This window comes from Pseudomonas sp. KH_017 (assembly GCF_057840285.1).
Map to the genome: position 1 here is coordinate 4,001,559 of NZ_CM174509.1, position 20,354 is coordinate 4,021,912.

Annotated in this window: 19 protein-coding genes; 13 read left to right on the forward strand and 6 right to left on the reverse strand. The window is 60.0% G+C overall.

The features are described from left to right. Positions 1 to 86 precede the first annotated feature (86 nt). The gene (locus AC3IT6_RS18220; RefSeq protein WP_489351709.1) at positions 87 to 2,024 is read right to left on the reverse strand and encodes a bifunctional 5-dehydro-2-deoxygluconokinase/5-dehydro-2-deoxyphosphogluconate aldolase; all 1,938 of its coding nucleotides are present in this window, start codon (positions 2,022 to 2,024) and stop codon (positions 87 to 89) included. A gap of 311 nt (positions 2,025 to 2,335) precedes the next feature. On the opposite strand from AC3IT6_RS18220, the gene AC3IT6_RS18225 reads away from it, so the two are divergent. Continuing rightward, entirely contained in the window at positions 2,336 to 3,256 is a 921-nt protein-coding gene (locus AC3IT6_RS18225) for a MurR/RpiR family transcriptional regulator (RefSeq protein WP_150727272.1), read from the forward strand. Between the two features lie 159 nt (positions 3,257 to 3,415). Then, positions 3,416 to 4,531 carry a Gfo/Idh/MocA family protein gene (locus AC3IT6_RS18230; protein ID WP_489351712.1) on the forward strand — a complete coding sequence of 372 codons (1,116 nt, stop codon included), beginning with the start codon at positions 3,416 to 3,418 and terminating at the stop codon, positions 4,529 to 4,531. A gap of 474 nt (positions 4,532 to 5,005) precedes the next feature. Here the strand turns inward: AC3IT6_RS18230 and AC3IT6_RS18235 are convergent, their stop codons facing one another. Continuing rightward, entirely contained in the window at positions 5,006 to 5,971 is a 966-nt protein-coding gene (locus AC3IT6_RS18235) for a LysR family transcriptional regulator (protein WP_150727270.1), read from the reverse strand. Positions 5,972 to 6,266: 295 nt separating this feature from the next. Here AC3IT6_RS18235 and argH point away from each other — a divergent pair, with 295 nt between their 5' ends. The 8 genes from argH to AC3IT6_RS18275 all read left to right on the forward strand — a co-directional run bounded on the left by argH (position 6,267) and on the right by AC3IT6_RS18275 (position 14,921). After that, the gene (argH, locus tag AC3IT6_RS18240; RefSeq protein ID WP_489351714.1) at positions 6,267 to 7,694 is read left to right on the forward strand and encodes an argininosuccinate lyase; all 1,428 of its coding nucleotides are present in this window, start codon (positions 6,267 to 6,269) and stop codon (positions 7,692 to 7,694) included. A gap of 138 nt (positions 7,695 to 7,832) precedes the next feature. After that, on the forward strand, positions 7,833 to 8,711 hold the full coding sequence (locus tag AC3IT6_RS18245; protein ID WP_150727268.1) for an amino acid ABC transporter permease: 879 nt from the start codon (positions 7,833 to 7,835) through the stop codon (positions 8,709 to 8,711). A 10-nt stretch (positions 8,712 to 8,721) separates the two neighbouring features. After that, complete coding sequence (locus AC3IT6_RS18250) at positions 8,722 to 9,486, forward strand: amino acid ABC transporter ATP-binding protein (protein WP_150727267.1); 765 nt, start codon at positions 8,722 to 8,724, stop codon at positions 9,484 to 9,486. Positions 9,487 to 9,539: 53 nt separating this feature from the next. Beyond that, a complete protein-coding gene (locus AC3IT6_RS18255) occupies positions 9,540 to 10,364 on the forward strand; it encodes an ABC transporter substrate-binding protein (RefSeq protein ID WP_489351717.1) in 825 nt (274 codons plus the stop codon). Between the two features lie 153 nt (positions 10,365 to 10,517). Then, a complete protein-coding gene (locus tag AC3IT6_RS18260; RefSeq protein WP_489351719.1) occupies positions 10,518 to 11,366 on the forward strand; it encodes a polysaccharide deacetylase family protein in 849 nt (282 codons plus the stop codon). After that, the gene (locus AC3IT6_RS18265; RefSeq protein ID WP_489351721.1) at positions 11,359 to 12,246 is read left to right on the forward strand and encodes a polysaccharide deacetylase family protein; all 888 of its coding nucleotides are present in this window, start codon (positions 11,359 to 11,361) and stop codon (positions 12,244 to 12,246) included. Before AC3IT6_RS18260 ends, AC3IT6_RS18265 begins: the two co-directional genes overlap by 8 nt. Continuing rightward, positions 12,243 to 13,592 carry an MmgE/PrpD family protein gene (locus AC3IT6_RS18270; protein WP_489351723.1) on the forward strand — a complete coding sequence of 450 codons (1,350 nt, stop codon included), beginning with the start codon at positions 12,243 to 12,245 and terminating at the stop codon, positions 13,590 to 13,592. The genes AC3IT6_RS18265 and AC3IT6_RS18270 overlap by 4 nt, the downstream gene beginning before the upstream one ends. A gap of 150 nt (positions 13,593 to 13,742) precedes the next feature. Further along, positions 13,743 to 14,921, forward strand: a complete 1,179-nt coding sequence (locus AC3IT6_RS18275; RefSeq protein ID WP_489351725.1) for an MFS transporter — start codon at positions 13,743 to 13,745, stop codon at positions 14,919 to 14,921. Between the two features lie 85 nt (positions 14,922 to 15,006). On the opposite strand, the gene AC3IT6_RS18280 is transcribed toward AC3IT6_RS18275, so the two are convergent. From AC3IT6_RS18280 to nirB, 3 genes are all read right to left on the reverse strand, one after another. Further along, positions 15,007 to 15,291 (reverse strand): PTS sugar transporter subunit IIB, encoded by a 285-nt coding sequence (locus AC3IT6_RS18280; protein ID WP_489351727.1) that lies wholly within the window; start codon positions 15,289 to 15,291, stop codon positions 15,007 to 15,009. 101 nt (positions 15,292 to 15,392) lie between these two features. Beyond that, the gene (nirD, locus tag AC3IT6_RS18285; RefSeq protein WP_489351729.1) at positions 15,393 to 15,779 is read right to left on the reverse strand and encodes a nitrite reductase small subunit NirD; all 387 of its coding nucleotides are present in this window, start codon (positions 15,777 to 15,779) and stop codon (positions 15,393 to 15,395) included. Beyond that, positions 15,779 to 18,340: a nitrite reductase large subunit NirB gene (gene nirB, locus AC3IT6_RS18290; protein ID WP_489351731.1), complete on the reverse strand. Its 2,562-nt coding sequence runs from the start codon at positions 18,338 to 18,340 to the stop codon at positions 15,779 to 15,781. Before nirB ends, nirD begins: the two co-directional genes overlap by 1 nt. A gap of 356 nt (positions 18,341 to 18,696) precedes the next feature. On the opposite strand from nirB, the gene AC3IT6_RS18295 reads away from it, so the two are divergent. The 3 genes from AC3IT6_RS18295 (at position 18,697) to AC3IT6_RS18305 (ending at position 19,644) form a co-directional block, all read left to right on the forward strand. Next, positions 18,697 to 18,930, forward strand: a complete 234-nt coding sequence (locus tag AC3IT6_RS18295) for a hypothetical protein (protein ID WP_489351733.1) — start codon at positions 18,697 to 18,699, stop codon at positions 18,928 to 18,930. A gap of 20 nt (positions 18,931 to 18,950) precedes the next feature. Beyond that, positions 18,951 to 19,292, forward strand: a complete 342-nt coding sequence (locus tag AC3IT6_RS18300; RefSeq protein WP_489351735.1) for a hypothetical protein — start codon at positions 18,951 to 18,953, stop codon at positions 19,290 to 19,292. 109 nt (positions 19,293 to 19,401) lie between these two features. Further along, positions 19,402 to 19,644, forward strand: coding sequence for a hypothetical protein (locus tag AC3IT6_RS18305; protein ID WP_489351737.1), 243 nt, complete (start codon positions 19,402 to 19,404; stop codon positions 19,642 to 19,644). A 209-nt stretch (positions 19,645 to 19,853) separates the two neighbouring features. Here the strand turns inward: AC3IT6_RS18305 and AC3IT6_RS18310 are convergent, their stop codons facing one another. Then, positions 19,854 to 20,135 carry an excalibur calcium-binding domain-containing protein gene (locus tag AC3IT6_RS18310; RefSeq protein ID WP_489356604.1) on the reverse strand — a complete coding sequence of 94 codons (282 nt, stop codon included), beginning with the start codon at positions 20,133 to 20,135 and terminating at the stop codon, positions 19,854 to 19,856. Positions 20,136 to 20,354: the final 219 nt, after the last annotated feature.

Consider the following 20,354-nt stretch of genomic DNA (forward strand, 5'->3'; position numbering starts at 1 on the left):
AAGCGGTGTGTCAGGCGACATCAACGTTGACTGTCAGGCCCCCTTCGCGAGCAAGCCCGCTCCCACATTTGAACTGCGGTGTCACGTCATGCGCGGGCCCTGCGCCAGGCATCGATCAATTCGACAAAGGTGCCCTGCACCTGACGAATCAGCGTCTCATCGTCGATTTCCCCGGCCAACCACGCACGGCTCGGCTCCTGGAAAATCGTCCGGCCCACGGCGAACCCGCGGCAGGTCTGGCTCTGGCTGGCCTGTTGAAAGCCTTCGGCCAACGCTGATGCCGGGGCATTCAAGCCCAGCAGCACCACGCCTCGGCAGTACGGATCACGCTCCTGGATCAGTTCGTCGAGTTGCTGCCACTCCTCGGCGCTTTGCGCTTCGATCTTCCACCACGCCGGGTAGATGCCCAGGTTGTAGAGGCGCTTGAGGGCGCGATACAGCACGTCCGGGTGGGCCGAGGGGTGATCCTTGGGCGGGATGATTTCCAGCAGCAGTTCATGACCGCTGACTTGGGACGCCTGATACAAACCCTTGATCTGCGCTTCCTGTTCCAGGCGTAGCAACGGCTCGTCGTCGGGATGAAATTGCACCAGGCACTTGATGATCTGCTCTTGCGGCCAGGCAATCAGGTTGCTGCCAATAGAGCGACCGTGTTCGAAGGCCAATGGCCGCGAACCCTGGACTTCCACCGGCCGCGCCACCCACCAGCCACGACCGGTGGCAGCATTCAGTGAGTCCTGGCCGAAACGTTGATCGGCCAGCAGCCCGACATCGGCGTCGATGCCTTGCTCGCGCAAATCGGCTTCGACCCGCTCCACGGCCTGGATAAAAAGTTGCTTGAGTTCGCAGATGACGTTGAGGTCACGGCCGCCCTTTTGCGCCAGTTCCACCAGTTGCCAACGATGGTCGAAGGCAAAGATGAACAGTTGCTTCCACTGTTTGCGCGGCACGCTGACCTGATGCAGCCGCTGCAACACCGCGTCCTGGTCCGGACGGGTAATCGGCACCGGGCTGTTGAACAGGTAATCCAGTTCGGCGCGGGTCGGCATCGCCGGGGCGCAGGCATGGCGCGACACCACCAGGCCGCCGCAGGCATTGGCCAACTGGCAGCAGTGCTCATCGCTGGCGTCCTCCAGCCAACCGCTGAGGAAGCCCGACATGAAGGCATCGCCGGCCCCCAGCACGTTAAGCACTTCCACACGCACGCCGGGATAAATCGCACCGTCTTCAAGACGGGTCGGGATCTCTCCATGAATCACCGTGCAGCCTTGCGGGCCGAGCTTGACCACCAGGGTCGCCGCGCTCAGGCGTCGGACATTGCGCAGCGCAGTGAGCAAATCCTCGGCACCACCGGCAATCAGGAATTCTTCTTCAGTGCCGACGATCAGGTCGAAACGCGGAAGGATTTTCTGCACATGCTGGCTGACGTTCTGGTCGGCGACGAAACGGGTCTCACCGTCCGCCTTGCCGGCCAGCCCCCAGAGCACCGGGCGGTAGTCGATGTCCAGCACCCGCTTGACGTTGTGCTTCTGTGCATAGTCCAGGGCCTGGATGCTCGACTTGTACACACCGTCGGTGGAGAAATGCGTGCCGGTGATCAGCAAGGCTTTACTGGAAGCGATAAAGGCTTCGCTGATGTCTTCGGCCCGCAGTGCCATGTCGGCGCAGTTTTCGCGATAGAAGACCAAGGGAAAGGTTTCGCGGTCCTTGAGACCCAGCAGGACCATGGCGGTCAGGCGCTCCGGATCGACCTTGATGCCACTGACATCGCAGCCTTCACGGGTCAGGGACTCCACGAGGAAGCGCCCCATATGGTCGTCCCCTACCCGGCTCAGCATCGCCGACTTGAGCCCCAACCGCGCGGTGCCGAAGGCGATGTTGGCGGACGAGCCGCCGAGGTACTTGGCAAAGCTGCTTACATCCTCCAGCCGCGCCCCGACTTGCTGCGCATAGAGGTCGACGCCTAGGCGCCCCAGGCAAATCAGATCCAATTGACGCCCACTGGCAAAACGAGTCTGGCCCATGCTGGCTCCTGTTATTTTTATCAGCCTGCGTTCGGGGCGATGGCCGTACCGAACACTCTTGGTGGATGCAGACTAAAACGACCGGGACCGAACAATCAATAATTATTCCAAATATTTTTTACATGGAATATATTTTCCAATAAGCTTTGGCACATGCGTTCCAGAAGCAGTGCATCGTTTCAGCAAGCTTCACACTGCTGCAAGCTCAAGATTTTATTCGGGCCTACCCTGTAGACTGCGCACAGCCAACCTATTGTCAGGGGACGAGGTGAAAAATCGTCCCTATAAGAACAAGCCAGAAGGATTCCCCAATGTCCCGCACCGATCAGCCGGCTACGACCGAGAGCACGCCCGACAGCGATCTCACCAGCCCCCCGATCAATGCCGAGCGTCTGCTGCAGCTGATCACCGATGAATACGAAAGCCTGCCGCGCCAGCTCAAACGCATCGCCAGCTACATGAGCCAGCAGAGCGACCGGATCATGGTCGACCGCATCAGCGACATCGCTCGCGAATGCGAAGTGCACCCGTCGGCCATCGTGCGGTTTTCCCAGCGTTTCGGCTTCAGCGGCTTCAGCGAAATGCAGGCGCTGTTTCGCGAGGCGTATACCCACAAGACCACGCCGGTGCAGAACTACCAGCAGCGCATTCGCAGCATGATCGCCAACAAGTCGCAGAAGGCCAGCGGCGGCGACCTGGCGCGCGAATGCATCGACGCCACCCTGTCGGGCATCGAACGGCTGGGGCTGGAACTCGATGATCAGGCCTTCGACAAGGCCGTGGATCTGGTGGTCAACGCTGACAACATCTACGTGGTCGGGGTACGCCGCTCGTTCGCGGTGGCCGATTACCTGGTCTACAACCTGCAACACACCAACAAGCGCATCCATCTGGTATCGGGGCTCGGCGGCAGTTACCGCGAGCAGATGCGCAGCGTGCGCGCCAATGACCTGGTGATCGCCATCAGCTTCACGCCGTACGGCAAGGAAACCCAGCACTGCCTGCGCATCGCCCAGCATCATCAGGCGAAAACCCTGATCATCACCGACAGTAACCTTTCGCCTTTGGCCAAGCGCGCCAACACCGTGCTGCTGGTCAACGAAGGCAGCTCGTTTGCCTTCCGCTCGTTGAGTGCGACCTTGTGCCTGTGCCAGGCGCTGTTTATCGCCGTGGCTTATCGACTGGAATTGAAAGTCGATGAGATTCACGAGCAGGTCGGGTTCGAAGACTGACCGAGACACTGGCGTTACGGCGCCGCGCGCAGCGAAGAACTCCCACGTTTGCACGCGAGCGCTCAGCGGCTGCATGTAAATATTTATTCCATAATTGATGAAAAGGAATTTTTATTCTATAAACGGGCTTCCTGAAAACAAAAACCAAAGGATCCTGTCATGCGCGAACTCGGAATCGGACTTATCGGCACGGGTTTCATGGGGCGTGCCCATGCCCTGGCCTTTCGCAACGTCAGCGCAGCATTCGAACTGCCCTTCACGCTTCGCCTCGCCGCCCTGGCCGACGCCGATCCCGTTCGTGCCCAGGCATGCGCCACTGCCTGGGGCTTTGAGCAGGCCTATGGCGACTGGCAGCAATTGATCGACGACCCCAAGGTCCACCTGATCGCCATCACCACCCCCAACCACCTGCACTACCCGATGGCCATGGCCGCGCTTGCCGCTGGCAAACCGGTGTACTGCGAAAAACCGCTGGCGGTGAACCTCGAACAGGCCAACGCCATGCACCTGGCGGCCAAGGATGCGGGCGTGGTCACCCGTGTCGGCTACAACTACCAGCACAACCCGATCATCGGCCTGGCACGGGAGTTGATTCAGAGCGGCAAACTCGGTGAGATCATCAGCTTTCAAGGCGAATTCAGCGAAGACTTCATGGCCGATCCAGCGTCCCCCTGGTCGTGGCGCTGTGAGGCCGAACATGCCGGTGGCGCGCTGGCGGACCTGGGCAGCCACTTGCTGGGCATGGCGCGCTATCTGCTCGGCAATGTCGAAGCGGTGTGCGCCGATTCCCAGACCGTGCACCGCCAGCGCCCGGCCACAGCCGGTAGCCAGGAACAACGCACAATTGCCGTCGACGACCAGGCCCATGCGTTACTGCGCTTTGCCAGCGGCGCGCGTGGCACCTTCAGCAGCAGTTGGCTCAAGCACGGCTACAAGAATCACCTGAGTTTCGAGATCAGTGGCACCCAAGGGACCCTGTCATTCGATCAGGAGCGCTTGAATGAGTTACGCCTGTGCCGTGTCGGCCAGGACGGCTTCCAGCGCTTACTGGCCGGGCCGAACCTGCCCGGATATGCAGCGTTCAGTCCCGCGCCGGGGCATCAGCTGGGCTACAACGAGTTGAAGACGCTCGAAGTGCAGGAGTTGATCATGGCCTTGGCCGGCCAAGGACAAGCCGGCACCGACTTCGAGCAAGCCCTGGAAGTGGAGCGGCTGGCGACGGCGATTCGATTGGCGGCGCGGGAACAGCGCTGGGTCAATATCAGCGAGGTTTGATCGCCGATAAGGCTACCGCCAATAGGCGGTAGCAGGATGGACGCCGGGCGAAAGTCTGTGGAGCCTGTACCTGTTCACAGCTGATCCCTGCGAAATTCGATTCCGTCGGTGGCAGCCGCAAGCACCGGGGTATCACCGGCCGGGGCCACGCGTTGCGCTTCACCGCGGGAGAGCGTGGCCGGATAAGGACACCAAGGTGATCAAGTTCATGGTCAATATCCCAGGACTTGCAACCAGTCTTCAGCCAATCGTTCCTGGGACTGGAAAGTGTTGCGGCGCTTGCTTGTGTGATGATGGATCTCAGCGATTATCGCGCTCTTCACGGCACGGCATTGGGAACTCTACAAGCAGTATTGAGCGGACGTTTCGATAAAAACGATTTCGTGTTGCTGCAAGTGCTGAAGCCTTAAGCCTGGTCCAATCATCCCCATTGGCCGCCAGTGTTCGTTAGTTGGTGTTCAACGCGGTGAACAATCAAACCGAGGCTTTTAAATCCACGCCCAGTGCCTGGGCAAATGCCTTCACCAAGGGGCTGCGCACAGTGTTATGGCGCAGGATCAGACTGAACGGCGTGACGATGTTGATCAGGTCCGGGCGCACCGCGCGAAACTCTCCCCGCGCCACCATCGGTGCGGCGTAATGCTGGGGCAGGAACCCCAGGAAACGACCCGTCTTGATCAGCAGCGCAACGGCCTCCACCTGGGTGGCCGAGGCGGAAAAGCTGTCGTAGTGGGCAAATTTCAGTTTGTCGCGATGAATCGCGTAGCGATGGTTGATGCACTCGTAATCCTTGAGCACATTACCCCCCATGTCCGCGTCCGCCATGGAGAACAGTGGGTGGCCGAGCGCGCAATAAACCTCCGAGCGTTCTTCGTATAGCTCGTAGTAATCGAACTCTTCGCGTTTTTGATAAACCGGCACAATTCCCGCCACCAACCGCCCCTCGACGACACCTCTTTCAACCTCATCAAGCTGCGTTGCCTGAAGTTGAAATCTAACCTTGGGAGATTGTTCATTTATACGTCTAAGTGCGGCAACTAACGGCGAATTGGCGTCAGAGATAGTGTTATCAATAACCCCCACGCCAAGATCACCGACAAGTTCGTTTTGCGCTGAACTAAGGCGGTCGCGAAAGTTGTCGACCGAGGCAAATAAGTCTATCGACGCCTGATACACCAGACGCCCTTCTTCCGTCAGGTGAAAGCCCTCTCGCCCCCGCGTGCAAAGGCGCATGCCGATACGGATTTCCAGGTCGGAAATCTGTTTACTGATGGCTGCCAGCCCCACATTCAGCTCATTTTGCGCGGCACTGAAGCCTCCTGCCTCGACCACGGCCTTGAACACTTTGAGCAGTTTGAAGTCCAGCCCACTGAGGGCTAACGGTGCCCGTTGCAGCGTTTTCGGCGGCGGGTTTCCGGAATTGGAAAGTGGGGTTTCCATAATGCTTATTTACCTCTGGCGCCCTATTCAACAATCTGTGCCCAACAACAAAAACATAGCTGGCCTAATAATAATGAACACAGAAAACCAGGCTTGGCAACCGCCAATAAATCCCGAACATCAGTGCCAAATCACTGATCTCAAAACATTAAAAGCTGACACTTCGATCAGCTCTCGCACCGAAGCAACTGCCCTCTTGAAAACTGCTCTGGCCTGATTTCGTTCGCTGACTTTTTAGCGACGTTGCGGCCCGGCATACCCATTTCAGTTCGCGTTACCGACGAGGAAAACAACAATGTCTCAAACCACCGACCGTCTCTGGGGTGCTCGCTTCAAAAGCGGCCCTTGCGAAGCCTTGGCGGCCCTGTCCCGTTGCCCTGAGCGCTACTTCCGGCTCACCCCGTACGACCTCGCCGGCTCCAAGGCCCATGCCCGGGAACTGCAGCGCGCCGGACTGCTGAGCGAACAAGAAACCCAGACCATGCTCGACGCCCTGGAACGTATCGGCGCTGACTTCCGCGCCGGCAGCATCGCCCCGACCCTGGACGACGAAGACGTCCACACCTTCATCGAGCGCCTGCTGACCGAACGCCTTGGCACCCTCGGTGGCAAGCTGCGCGCCGGTCGTTCGCGCAACGACCAGACGGCCAACGACCTGCGGCTGTTCCTGCGTGACCACGTGCGCACCCTGGCCGTTGAAGTGCTGGGCTTGCAGCAGGCGCTGGTGGACCAGGCCGAGCAACACATCGAGAGCATCTGCCCCGGCTTCACCCACCTGCAGCAGGCACAACCGATCGTGTTTGCTCATCACCTGCTGGCCCACGCCCAGTCGATGCTGCGCGACGTGCAGCGCCTGGTGGACTGGGACGCGCGCACTTCGCTGTCGCCACTCGGTGCGGCGGCCATGGCTGGCTCGGCTATCGCTCGTTTACCTCAGCAATCGGCGAAAGAAATGGGCTACAGCGGTGTTTGCGAAAACTCCATCGACGCCGTGGCCAGCCGCGATCACGTCGCCGAGTTCCTGTTCATCGCCAGCATGCTCGGCATCAACATCTCGCGCCTCGCCGAAGAGTTCTGCCTGTGGTCGTCGCGGCAATTCCGCTGGGTCGCGCTGGACGATGCCTACGCCACCGGCAGCTCGATCATGCCGCAGAAGAAAAACCCTGACATCGCCGAACTGGCGCGGGGCAAGGCGGGTCGCCTGATCGGCAACCTGACCGGCCTGTTGTCCACCCTCAAATCCCTGCCGCTGTCCTACAACCGCGACTTGAGCGAAGACAAAAACGGTGTGCTCGACAGCGTCGACACCCTGCTGCTGGTGCTGCCGGCCATGGCCGGAATGGTTGCGACCATGACGGTCAACGTCGAAGAGCTGCGTCGCCAGGCACCGCTGGGTTTCACCCTCGCCACCGAAGTCGCCGACTGGCTGGCGGTGCGCGGCGTGCCGTTCAAGGAAGCTCACGAAATCACCGGTGCGTTGGTCCAGGCCTGCGAGAAACACGACATCGAATTGTGGGAAGCCTCCCCGGCGCTGCTGGCGGAAATCGACCCGCGCCTCACACCGGAAGTACGCGCAAGCCTGACCCTCGAAGCCGCCATCGCCGCCCGCAGCGGCTGGGGCGGGACCGCGCCACAACAGGTGCGCGAACAGATCGGCCGCCTGAAAACCGCCCTCGCCGCCCAGCAGTTATGGACCGAGGACTATCAGGGCTTTCGCCTCTGACTCTATGTGGGAGCGGGCTTGCTCGCGAAGAGGGAGTGTCAGTCCCCATCAATGTTGAATAACACACCGCATTCGCGAGCAAGCCCGCTCCCACAGGGATTGTGTTTGACCTGAAATACCAGCATTCGGAGAACCAACATGAGCCAGACACAGGCAGAACGACTCCAGGCGGAGCGCAAACTGGCGGAAAACCAGTTCGACATCACCCAGTACGATCATGTACCGCGGCGTTACTACGGGCGGATTTTCTTCGCCACGGTGATCGTCATCGCGATCATCGGCCTGGTGCGCGCCTTCGCCGAAGGCAAGATCGAATGGTCGTACATCGGCCAGTTCCTCACCTCCCAGGCGATCATGTGGGGCTTGCTCAACACCATCGTCATGGCGGTTCTGGCGATGGCGCTGGGCATCGTGTTCGGCGTGATCACCGCGATCATGCGCATGTCGGCCAACCCGATCCTGCGCTATGTGGCGCTGATCTACACCTGGCTGTTTCGCGGTACGCCGCTGATTCTGCAACTGCTGTTGTGGTTCAACCTGGCGCTGATCTTCCCCACCATCGGCATCCCCGGCCTGTTCGAAATGGACACCGTGAGCCTGATGACCCCATTCGTCGCGGCCCTGCTTGGCTTGAGCATCAACCAGGGTGCCTACACCGCCGAAGTGGTGCGAGCCGGCCTGCTCTCGGTGGACACCGGGCAGTATGAAGCCGCCAAGTCGATCGGCATGCCGCGCCTGCAGGCGCTGCGCCGGATCATTCTGCCCCAGGCCATGCGCATCATCATTCCGCCGGTGGGCAACGAGTTCATCGGCATGGTGAAAATGACCTCGCTGGCGAGCGTCATCCAGTACTCGGAACTGCTCTACAACGCGCAGAACATCTACTACGCCAACGCCCGCGTGATGGAGCTGCTGATCGTCGCCGGTATCTGGTACCTGGCCACCGTCACCGTCCTGTCCTTTGGTCAAAGCCGTCTGGAGCGTCGTTTCGCCCGCGGCGCCGGCAAGCGTTCCTGAGGAGCCGCACATGAGAAGCATCGTCAAGGCCGTGAGCCTGAACAAGTACTACGACCATTTCCACGCGTTAAAGGACATCAACATCGAGGTCGAGCAAGGCGAAGTGCTGTGCATCATCGGCCCGTCTGGCTCCGGCAAGAGCACCTTGCTGCGCTGCGTCAACCAGCTGGAAAAGATCGACAAGGGCGGCCTGTGGGTCGACGGCGAACTGGTGGGTTACCGCATCGCCGGCAACAAACTGCACGAACTCAACGAGTCGCAGATCGCCCGTCAGCGCCTGGCGACCGGCATGGTGTTCCAGCGCTTCAACCTGTTCCCGCACATGACTGTGCTGCAAAACATCATCGAAGGGCCGTGCCAGGTGCTCAAGCGCTCGCCCAAAGAGGCGCACGAAGAAGCCCTGGAATTGCTCGCCCGCGTCGGCCTGGCCGACAAACGCAACAGCTACCCGATCGAACTGTCGGGTGGTCAGCAACAACGCGTCGCCATTGCTCGTGCATTGGCCATGCGCCCCAAGCTGATGCTGTTCGATGAACCCACTTCGGCACTCGACCCGGAACTGGTCGGTGAGGTGCTGTCGGTGATGCGCGATCTGGCGCAGACCGGCATGACCATGATCGTCGTCACCCATGAACTGGGCTTCGCTCGCGAGGTTTCCAACCGCATGGTGTTCATGGACGAAGGACAGATCGTGGAGGCTGGAAGCCCCGAAGAAATACTAATAAGTCCGCAAAACCCACGCACCCAAAGCTTCATTTCTGCCGTTCGAACCTAAGGGCCTGGCTCGCAAATCAAGAGCTGCCTCACAACACTCATAAGAGAACGACCATGAAGAACTTCGTTATTCCAGCTGTACTCGCAGGCGTTATGGCATCCGGCTTCACCTTCGCTGCCGAATTGCCGGCCAGCATCAAGGCCAAGGGCGAGGTCGTTGTGGCGATCATGCCGAACTACCCGCCGATGGACTTCAAGGACCCGGCCACCAACACCCTCACCGGCCTCGACGTTGACCTGGGCAACGCCTTGGCCGAACGCCTGGGCGTGAAGATCAAATGGCAGGAAACCGGTTTCGAGCAAATGATCAACGCGCTGACCACCGACCGCGTCGACATGGTGATGTCGGGCATGACCGACACCGCCGAGCGTCAGGTCAGTGTGACCTTCGTCGACTACTTCACCAGCGGTCCGCAGTTCTACACCTTGCAGAAAAACAAGGACACCAACGAGATCATCGACCTGTGCGGCAAGAAAGTCGGCACCAGCCGACGTACCACCTTCCCGGCGGAAATCGCCGAGTGGAGCAAGGCCAACTGCGAAGCCGCCGGCAAGCCTGCGATCAACGTGATCGGCACCGAAGGCTCGGCCGATGCCCGTGCGCAACTGCGCCAGAGCCGCATCGACGCGGCTATGCAGGGCAGCGAAACCCTGCCGTACCTCAAGACCCAGGAAAAGGACATGTACAAAACCGTGGGCCTGCCGATTTCCAAGCAGTTCACCGGGCTGGGCGTGAGCAAGAAAAAACCTGAGCTGAGTGAAGCGGTGAAAGTGGCGATGCAGAGCATGGTCGATGACGGCAGTTACCAGGCGATCCTGAAGAAGTGGGATCTTGAACTGGGTGCGATCAAGACGGTGACGGTGAACGCCGGGAAGTAAGTTCGCAAGGATAAATGCAATACCTGTGGGAGCGGGCTTGCCCGCGAAGGGGCCATCACATTCAACATTGATGTCGCCTGCGAGTCCGCCATCGCGAGCAAGCTCGCTCCCACAAGGTCTTGTGATTGTTTATAGATCGTCGGAGCACTAACGATGTCCTCCTCCTCCCAACCCACCTGGCCCGGCCAGCACAAAGCCTGCCTGGCCCTGGCCTTCGACCTCGACGGCCCCACCGGCGATGCCATGCTCAACGGCTCGATCTGGCGCAAGCCCGAGTATTTCGGCTTCGGCGGTTATGGCCCGTACCGGGCGCTGCCGCGGATTCTCGATCTGCTCGACGAATTCCGTCTGCCGACGACGTTCTTTGTCCCGGCCTGGGTCGTGGAGAACTGGCCGAAACAGTGTCAGGCGATTGTCGAGCGCGGGCATGAGGTGGCTTATCACGGCTACAAACATGAATCCTTCTACGCCCTGACGCTGGAACAGCAAAAGGACGTGATGAGGCGGTCCCGCGAGGTGTTCTGGAAGCACCTGCACATCCGCGCCGAAGGTTTCCGCACGCCGTCCGGCGACTGGCGGGCCGAAACCCCGGCGATGCTGGTGGAGGCCGGCGTGACTTACTCCAGCAGCATGCGCGGCGATGACCGGCCGTACCTGGTGAATGTACCGGGGCACGCCACGCCGCTGGTGGAAATCCCCGGTCGCTGGGAAATGGACGACTACGCCTCCATCGCCTATACCCGCGCACCGGACTTCCCTTCGGGGCTGGACCGCACCGCCAGCTACGCCCTGACCCTGGACAACTGGTGCCGCGAATACGACGGCGCCATGGATGAAGGGCTGTGCCTGACCACCCTGTTCCACCCCAAGATCACCGGCAAACCAGGACGCATCCTGTTGCTGGAAAAACTCTTCGAACACATGCGCCAACGCGACGACGTCTGGTTCGCCACCTGCCGCGACGTCGCCCAGTGGTGGCTGAAGGAACATCACCATGGTTGATTCCACTGTCTGGCCCAAGGGCTACCGCTGCGCCGTGGTACTGACCGTCGACTACAACGACATCCACGGCATTCTCACCCAGGCCCCGCAAGTTGCCGGACGCGACAAGACCCTGTCGGTCTGGCGCTACGGCACCCAACGCGGCGTGGAGCGTTTGCTCGCTCTGTTCAAGGAGCTCGGTGTTTCCAGCAGCTGGTTCGTACCCGGTATCGTCGCCGAGGAAAACCCCGAGCATATTCGTGCGATCCAGGCGGGCGGGCATGAGATTGCCTGCGCCGGGTATCACCATCAGAACTACGACACCCTCGACCTCGCCGCGCAGAGCGCCGACATCGCCAAAGGATGCGCGGCATTGACGGCGCTGACCGGTCAGCGTCCCACCGGTTTGCGCATCCCCGCCGGCAACGGTGCACCGGGCTTCATCGAGGCGTTGAGGGATCAAGGCATTCGCTGGTCGTCGTCCTGGCGTGGTGATGACTTGCCGTTCGCTCACCCGACCGCGCCCGACGTGATCGAGTTGCCCCTGCATTACGAGCTGGAGGACGAACCCTACTTCGCCTTCAATCTCAGCCCGGCGGTGCCGCCGGCGCAATCGCGGATCGCATCCTACAGCCACACCCTGGGCAACCTGCAAATGGACTTCGCCGGGTTTCATCGCTTCGGCCTGTGCTACGTGTTGCGCCTGCATCCGGAAATCATCGCTACGCCTGGGCGCATTGGTGTGTTGCGTGAGTTGCTCGAAGGGATTTTGCAGCACGATGACGTATGGATCGCTACCGGTGCTGATGTCGCCCAGTGGTGGGCGCAATCCCCAGCGCCGGTCACTGAAGATCATCCGGCGTCGGTGTATGAGCGGCATTATCGGGACTACGTGCTATGACAGAGCGCATGCAACGACTGGCGAAATTTTGCGTGGATACGCGGTTCGAGGACCTGCCGCCCGCTCTGGTGGAACAAGCCAAGCGTCACATCCTCGATACTTTCGGCGCGACCCTCGCCGGGGCAGACAGCGAAGTCGCGAAAACGGCACGGCAGGTATTCGAAGGCGAAACGGGCGACACCTTGGTCTGGAGCACTCGCCAGCGGGTCGGAGCCGCTCAGGCAGCCATGCTCAATGGCATCGCCGCCCATGCCCTGGAACTGGACGACACCGGTGGCTGCGACCACTCCGGCGCCGTAGTGCTGCCGGCGGTCATGGCGGCGGTGTCGATGGCCGGGCCACCAGTGAGCGGCCGCGAGTTCATCACGGCCGTGGTGATTGGTTACGAAGTCGGGCGCCGGGTGCTCGAAGCCTGCGGCGGCTACTCAGCCCATAACGGCGCTGGCTGGCACTCCACGGCGACCTGCGGGGTGTTCGGCGCGGCAGCCGCCAGTGCACGGATTTTTCGATTGAATGCCGGGCAAACCTTGTCGGCACTGGGCATCGCCGGCAGCTTCAGCGGTGGCTTGTGGGCTTTCATCCACGACGGCTCGCAAAGTAAAAAACTGCACAGTGGCCGGGCCGCCGAAGGCGGTTTGCTGGCGGCGCGGTTTGCGCAGCAAGGCATCAGTGGTCCAACAAAGTTGTTCGAAGATGTCTGGGGCGGCTTTTTGCAGACACTTGCCAGCGCCACCTCAACCCCCGAAGCACTGGATGCCGATCTCGGTGCCGTATGGAAACTCGCCCGCTGCTCGATCAAGCCCTACGCCTCGTGCCGCGGCACGCATTCGGCCATCGATGCGTTGGGGCTTTTGCTCGACCAATTGAATGTGCCAGTCGATCAGGTCGAAGACATACAGGTTGCGCTGTGCAGTTTTCTCAAGGACATGTGTGGCGGCCAGGATGTCGGCACCCTCGCGGCGGCGCAGATGAGCCTGGCGTATGCACTGGCGGCACGGCTGGTACATGGACATTGTCGATTGCAGGCCTATGACGATCAAGCGCGCAACGATCCACGCATTGTCCAGTGGATGTCACGCATTCGCCTTGAAGTGGACCCGCTACTGTCCGAGGATGGCGAGCCCGTGGTGACACTGCGGACCGTGGACGGTCGGCAAGCGAGCCTGTGCGTTGAAGTGCCGTTGGGCGCGCCGGGTAATCCGCTCAGTGATGAGCTGCTCGCGGAGAAGTTTTTCAGTTTGGCGACGCGGGTCATGTCCCGGGAGCGGGTTGAGGAACTGCTCGGGCAGTTGTGGCGGATTGAAGAACTGGAATCGGTTCGCTCGCTGGATCGGTGGCTGGCTTGAGTATTGCGTTGCTTGTGCCGGCCTCTTCGCGAGCAAGCCCGCTCCCACAGGGGAATGCATTCAAAATGTGGGAGCGGGCTTGCTCGCGAATGGCCGCGACTCGGTACATCGACGAACACCAACCATCTGAATAAGGACATTTGCACCACCGTGGCCACTTACTCGCTCGTTATCCGCCGCTTGATGATCGTTTCACTGACCATCGTGGTCAGCCGCGCCATCACCAGCCCCTTGCTCACGCTGTTCCTGAGTAACAAGCTGGGCCTCAACCAACAGGACGTTGGCTTGCTGCTCGGTATCGCGGTGTTCATCGCCACCCTGCTGGCTCTTTACGGCGGTTATATCATCGACCGCCTGGAAAAGCGCCGGCTGCTGATCCTGGCGATGCTCTCCAGCGCCATCGGCTTCGTGCTGCTGACCTTTGCCGAAAATCTCTACCTGACCACCGCCACCCTGGTGATCACCGAGACCGCGTCAGCGCTGTTCCTCATCGGCTCCAAAGCGATCCTCAGCGAAAACCTGCCCATGGGCCAGCGGGCCAAGGCGTTTTCCCTGCGCTACACGCTGACCAACATCGGCTATGCCACAGGCCCCATGCTCGGCGTGGTGATTGCCGGGGTCTATCCGATCGCACCGTTCCTGATTGCCGGTGGCATCGCGTTCTTCAGCATTTTCCTGATGATAGGCATTCCCGGGGATTCGGCGCAGACACCCGCCATTGGGCAACCCCAGAGTTTCCTGAAAACCCTGGTCACCCTGAAAAACGACCGCACCCTGATCATGTTCACTTGCGGCTGCCTGCTCAGCACCGTGGTGCACGGGCGTTTCACCCTCTACTTGTCGCAATACCTGCTGGTGACCCACGATTCCAAACGCGCCCTGGAAATCATGGCCGCCCTGCTCGCCTGCAACGCCATCAGCGTGATCCTGCTGCAGTACCAGATCGGCCGATTCCTCAATCGCGAGAAGCTGCGCTACTGGATTGCCGCGGGCACCAGCCTGTTCATCCTTGGCCTGATCGGCTTCAGCCTGGCCGACAGCATGGTGAGTTGGTGCGTGGCGATGTTCATCTTCACCCTCGGTGAAATGATCATTTACCCGGCCGAATTCCTCTTCGTCGACACCCTGGCCCCGGAAGAGCTGCGCGGCAGTTACTACGGCGCGCAGAACCTGGCGGCCCTCGGTGGCGCCCTGAGCCCGGTGATTTGTGGCTTTCTATTGATGCACACCCCCGCGCCCACGATGTTCTATGCCTTGAGCGCACTGACCGCGATGGGTGGGTTCCTGTGCTTCATGAGCGGTCGTCGGGTGGCTATAGTGCAAAAATAATGCACTGGAACTGCATTAATATGAACCTTTCAGCGACACGAGCGGGTGAACGACAGCGAACCCTGCGCGGATCACGCGCAGACCGTCAGTCCCGCCTTGGGCACCGGGTTAATACATGCACCACGCCATCCGCCAGCACCATCACCCCCGGCACACCCGCCGCACGCAAGGCCTGTTCGTCCAGTCGGGTTACATCACGCAGCTGGACCCGTATTCGCGTTATCGCAATGCGCTGTTGCGACGCCAGGTTATCCAGCCCACCCAGCGCGGCGACCACGCTCGACGGCAGGTCCGTAGAAAGCCTGGCAGCCACCTTCGGCTCATCCACCAGCAGATCCGGGGTCAATGCCTTCCAGAACGCCCGTTGCATTCGAACCTCCGATACTGTTTGTCATTGATCATCGACTCCGCCGGAGCCTGGCATACATCATTGATTGAATGAGCGCTCAGACCCCGGCGAAATCCATTTGGTCAGACCACCGCGACCTCCACCTGGCCTTCGTTCAGGCGCACCGGCCAGACCCGCAGGCGCTGCTGCGGATACTCCAGGCAACTGCCGTCCTCAAGGCGGAAATGCTGTTTGTAGAGTGGCGAGGCAATCACCAGATCGCCCTTGATGCTGCCGATCAGCCCGCGACCGATGACATTCGCCCCGGATTGCGGGTCATGATTATCGATGGCATAGAGGGTCTTGCCTTCGGCAGCCGGCAGGTAGAACAGCGCCACTTGTGCACCGTCGAGCCAGACGACGACGCCGGAGTTACTCACCAGATCCTCCTGGCTGCACACCGCTTGCCAGGCATCGGGATTGACCAGGGAGGAACTGGAACAGGCGCGCTGGGTATCGGACTGGCTCATCAGGCAATCTCCTCAATGACAGGGATAAGGTGGAGTTCAGCGGCCATGATCGGCCGGCGCTGACCGCGCTCCTGGACAAAATGGATGTCCGGGTCCGGGCGTTGATCGTTGACGAAGGTGCGAAAACGCTTGAGCTTTTCCGGGTCTTTCAGGGCGTTGGCCCATTCGCATTCGTAGCGGTTGACCACCAGTTGCATCTGCGATTCGAGCTCAAGGCCAAGCCCCAGGCTGTCGTTGATGACCACGTCCTTGAGGTAATCCAGGCCGCCCTCCAGGCTTTCACGCCAGACCGAGGTGCGCTGCAATTTGTCGGCGGTGCGGATGTAGAACATCAAGAACCGGTCGATGTAACGAATCAAGGTGGCGTCATCGAGGTCGGTGGCGAACAACTCGGCGTGGCGCGGGCGCATGCCGCCGTTACCGGCCACATAGAGGTTCCAGCCTTTCTCGGTGGCGATTACGCCAACGTCCTTGCTCTGCGCCTCGGCGCACTCACGGGTGCAACCGGAGACCGCGAACTTGAGCTTGTGCGGCGAACGCAGGCCCTTGTAGCGATCCTCGAGGGTCAGGGCCATTTGCACGCTGTCCTGCACGCCGTAACGGCACCAGGTGCTGCCGACGCAGGACTTCACCGTACGGGTCGATTTGCCGTAGGCGTGCCCGGTTTCGAAACCGGCCTCGATCAACTCGGACCAGATGTCCGGCAACTGATGCAATTGAGCGCCGAACAGGTCGATGCGCTGCCCGCCGGTGATTTTGGTGTAGAGGTCGTATTTCTTCGCCACCACGCCAATCGCGATCAGCTTGTCGGCTGTGATTTCGCCCCCGGCGATGCGCGGCACCACCGAATAGGTGCCGTTTTTCTGCATGTTGGCCATGAAGGTGTCATTGGTGTCCTGCAACGGCACCAGCGACGTGTCCATGATCGGCTGGTTCCAGCACGAGGCGAGGATCGAGCCCACCGCCGGTTTGCAGACGTCGCAACCGGTGTGGCCACGGCCATGTTTGGCCAACAGTTCGTCGAAGGTGATCACCCCTTCTACCCGCACCAGCGCATAAAGCTCCTGACGGGTGTAGGCGAAGTGTTCGCACAGACTTTTGTCGACACTGACGCCACGGGCAATCAGTTCATGCTCGAAGACTTGCTTGAGCAGGCCCGCGCAACCGCCGCAGCCGGTGCAGGCCTTGGTCTGCGACTTGAGTTGGCCCAGGTCGGTGCAGCCGCCGTCGATGGCCGAACAAATGGAGCCCTTGGTGACGTTATGACATGAGCACACCGTGGCCGACTCGGGCAGCGCACCCGGGCCCAGGGTCGGCGCGCCTTCGGAGGACGGCAGAATCAGGCTGGCGGGTTCTGCCGGCAAGGCGATGCCGTTCTGCATGTATTGCAGCAAGGTGTCGTAATAGCTGTTGTCACCCACCAGCACAGCGCCGAGGACATGTTTGCCACTGGCATCCACCACCAGGCGCCGATAGCTGGCGCTGGTTTCGTCGATGAATTGATAGCTGCGCGCGCCCGGGGTGTTGCCGTGGGCGTCGCCGATGGAGCCGACATCCACCCCCAACAGCTTGAGCTTGGTCGACATGTCGGCACCGGTGAACGGCTCGGCGACTTCGTTGCACAGACGGGCCGCGACGCTGCGCGCCATCTGGTAGCCCGGCGCGACCAGGCCGAACAGGCTGCCGTTCCATGAAGCGCATTCACCGATGGCGTAGATGTTCGGGTCGCAACTGAGGCACATGTCGTCGATCACCACGCCACCGCGCGGACCGATCTGCAGCGCGCATTGACGAGCCAGCGTGTCTTGAGCGCGGATACCGGCGGAAAACACGATCAGGTCGGTTTCGAGGAATTCGTCATTGGCGAAATTCATGCGATAGCGGTACTGCTCGCCCGCGCTGATCGATTGAGTGGCGCGGGACAGGTGTACACCGACGCCCAATCGTTCGATCTGCGCCTTGAGCGCCTGGCCACCGAGGTCATCCAGTTGTACCGGCATCAAGCGCGGCGCGAATTCCACCACGTGGGCTTCAAGGCCCAGGCTCTTCAACGCGTTCGCGGCTTCCAGCCCCAGCAAGCCACCGCCAACCACCACGCCGCGCCGGGCATTGGCCGCCGCAGCGCGAATGGCATCGAGGTCTTCCAGGGTGCGATAGACCAGGCGCGACTGACCTTCGGCGCCTTCGATTGGCGGAACAAACGGATAAGAACCGGTGGCCAGAACCAATTTGTCATACGTGACGCAACCTTGCGAAGTGACCACCTGGCGACGGACACGGTCGATTTCCAATACCGGCACACCCAGATGCAGCGTAACGCCGGGCGTCTGGTAAAGCGACGCATCGGACAGCGCCAGCGACTCGGCATCACGACCGGAGAAGTACTCGGAAAGGTGCACACGGTCATAGGCGCGCATCGGCTCCTCACTGAAGACGTGCAGCCGGTAATGCTCAAGCGCTCCCCGCTCGATCAGTTGTTCGACACAATGATGTCCGACCATGCCATTACCGATCACGATCAGCGTTTGCATCTTGTTCAACGTGGCAACATTGGAATTCATAGAAAGCACCCAGCCCGAGCCAATCACGGTTTTAAAAGCAAAAAAAAACGCCTGAAACCTTTCGGTTCCAGGCGTCTTTGCCTGTTCTTTTGCGGTGTTGAAACCAGACGTCTATGCCTGATCCACCGATGCTGCCCACGACCTGTCCGGCCAATCGATCGTCGTTGACCGAGGGGGCTGTCCACACGAATGCTCTCCAGGTGGACCTGATGACAGCCATGCAGCCTTTGTGCCAGTCAGCCACAGAGAGGCTTCAACTATCTGGAAACACTGACTCTTGAGCCAGGGGGGATTGTAACGGCGACTGCTGTCCGGGCGCGTTTCGGCAAGTGTGAGCCGACTTCCAGGGAAGGCGAATGATCAAGGGCAACCATTCGAGACGCTGGAGCTACCGCAGGCGAAAACGCTTTGCGGCGCTTCCGACTGGTGCGTTGTTACGCATGGCGCTTTATAAAAGTGCATGTACATCGGTGATGCCGAGCGCGTGGCGCAAGCGGGTTGCGTTCGTCATGCTGACTCCAATGTCGCGACACTTGCCATTCGGCGATAAACACCAGGAACGCGCCTACACTGAGATGAAGAACGATTGAGAGAACATGGAGCTCCACACATGCGCACTAGCGCCCTTGTGATACTCCTTATCAGCTATGCCGTGCTGATGGTGGTTTTTTTCAAACTGAATGCTCGAAACAATCGACGCCGCAGAGAGGGTCTTTACGAAGCCTTTGAAACTACAATGCGAGAGCATGGGATCAAGTCTTTCGAGATTCTCAAGGAAAGTATTTATATCGGTAACAACTTTCGGCCATCAGAACTGTACCGGGTATTGCTAGACGATTCCGGGCACTACTTTCTTTACTTGCATGCCAGCAACGCGCAGCCAATTTTAACGCCGCTGACCGAGGAGCGAGCGTTACAGGCTGCACAGGGTGAGATAGGAATTCAGGCATAGACCATCGCAACCGCTGCCACCAGGGACCATTAAGAGGTAGCGCTTACCCGGCACAGCGCCGAGCTTTTTTCTACCTGCTACGCTTTTCTTAGACACAGGAGAAGCGGCCATGCCCCTACCAGACGATCCTACCCCCGCCCTACTCAGCCGACTCAATCAGAACATCATGGCCTTGGGTTGCGCCATCGAAGAAATAGGCATTTGGATCAAACAACGCGGATCCTCGGAAGTGTCCGTACGTATTGAGGATCATCTGGCCGTGATCACCGCAAATGCGGACTTCATAGCTGAAACCATTGCCGAACTGATTGCCAGGTGTGAGCCTGAAGAAGAGGAAGATCCCGAGGACTGAGCTCTCAGCATCGCCATGGTGACCTCTGTCGTCCGATGGGCGCCGCGTTCCCCCGAACCTCTTCATACCAACAGTCACCTCTGGGGAGAGTGTGTGTAACGCAACTGGCGAGGTGAACCAATAAAACGTACCTCACCTTCAAACGTGCCTTACGCCCTCCATCAGAATTCCACAATCCACCTACTCGCTTGCCGGTGAACGGCGAATAGTCACCGGCACCACTGCGCCTCACAGGGTACTCCGTCGTTGTCGCCGTCCATTTTCATTCCTGGGCAATTTTGCAGAAAGTTTTTGGCCTCTGCGCACGAGGTCATCTGCGAGCAATATTTACGCCCATCGCATTTGACTGGAGCCGAAACAGGCTTCGGCGCAGCCACTACCGTAGCGGTGATTTGGGGATTCGATAGCCGAGCCTCAACCCAGGACTGTAATTCAGGGGAAAGCTTCCAAGCCAACAGACCAACAACAAGCACAATCAAAATCAAAATCAGTTTCATCTTGATCCATCCATGATGAGAGACCGTTTGTGTTCTCACGCTGCCTGCTTTACAGCGTAATCCACTAATCCACATACAGCCTGCCGGTGGGAGGTCCATGGCCAGATTCAGCGCAGACGCAAAAACGCTGGCTTGTTTGTCGGCGTTCGGGAATATCTACAGCAATTGCTGCGCAGTGATCGGCATGCTTTTCTCCAGACAAAAAAAGCCCGC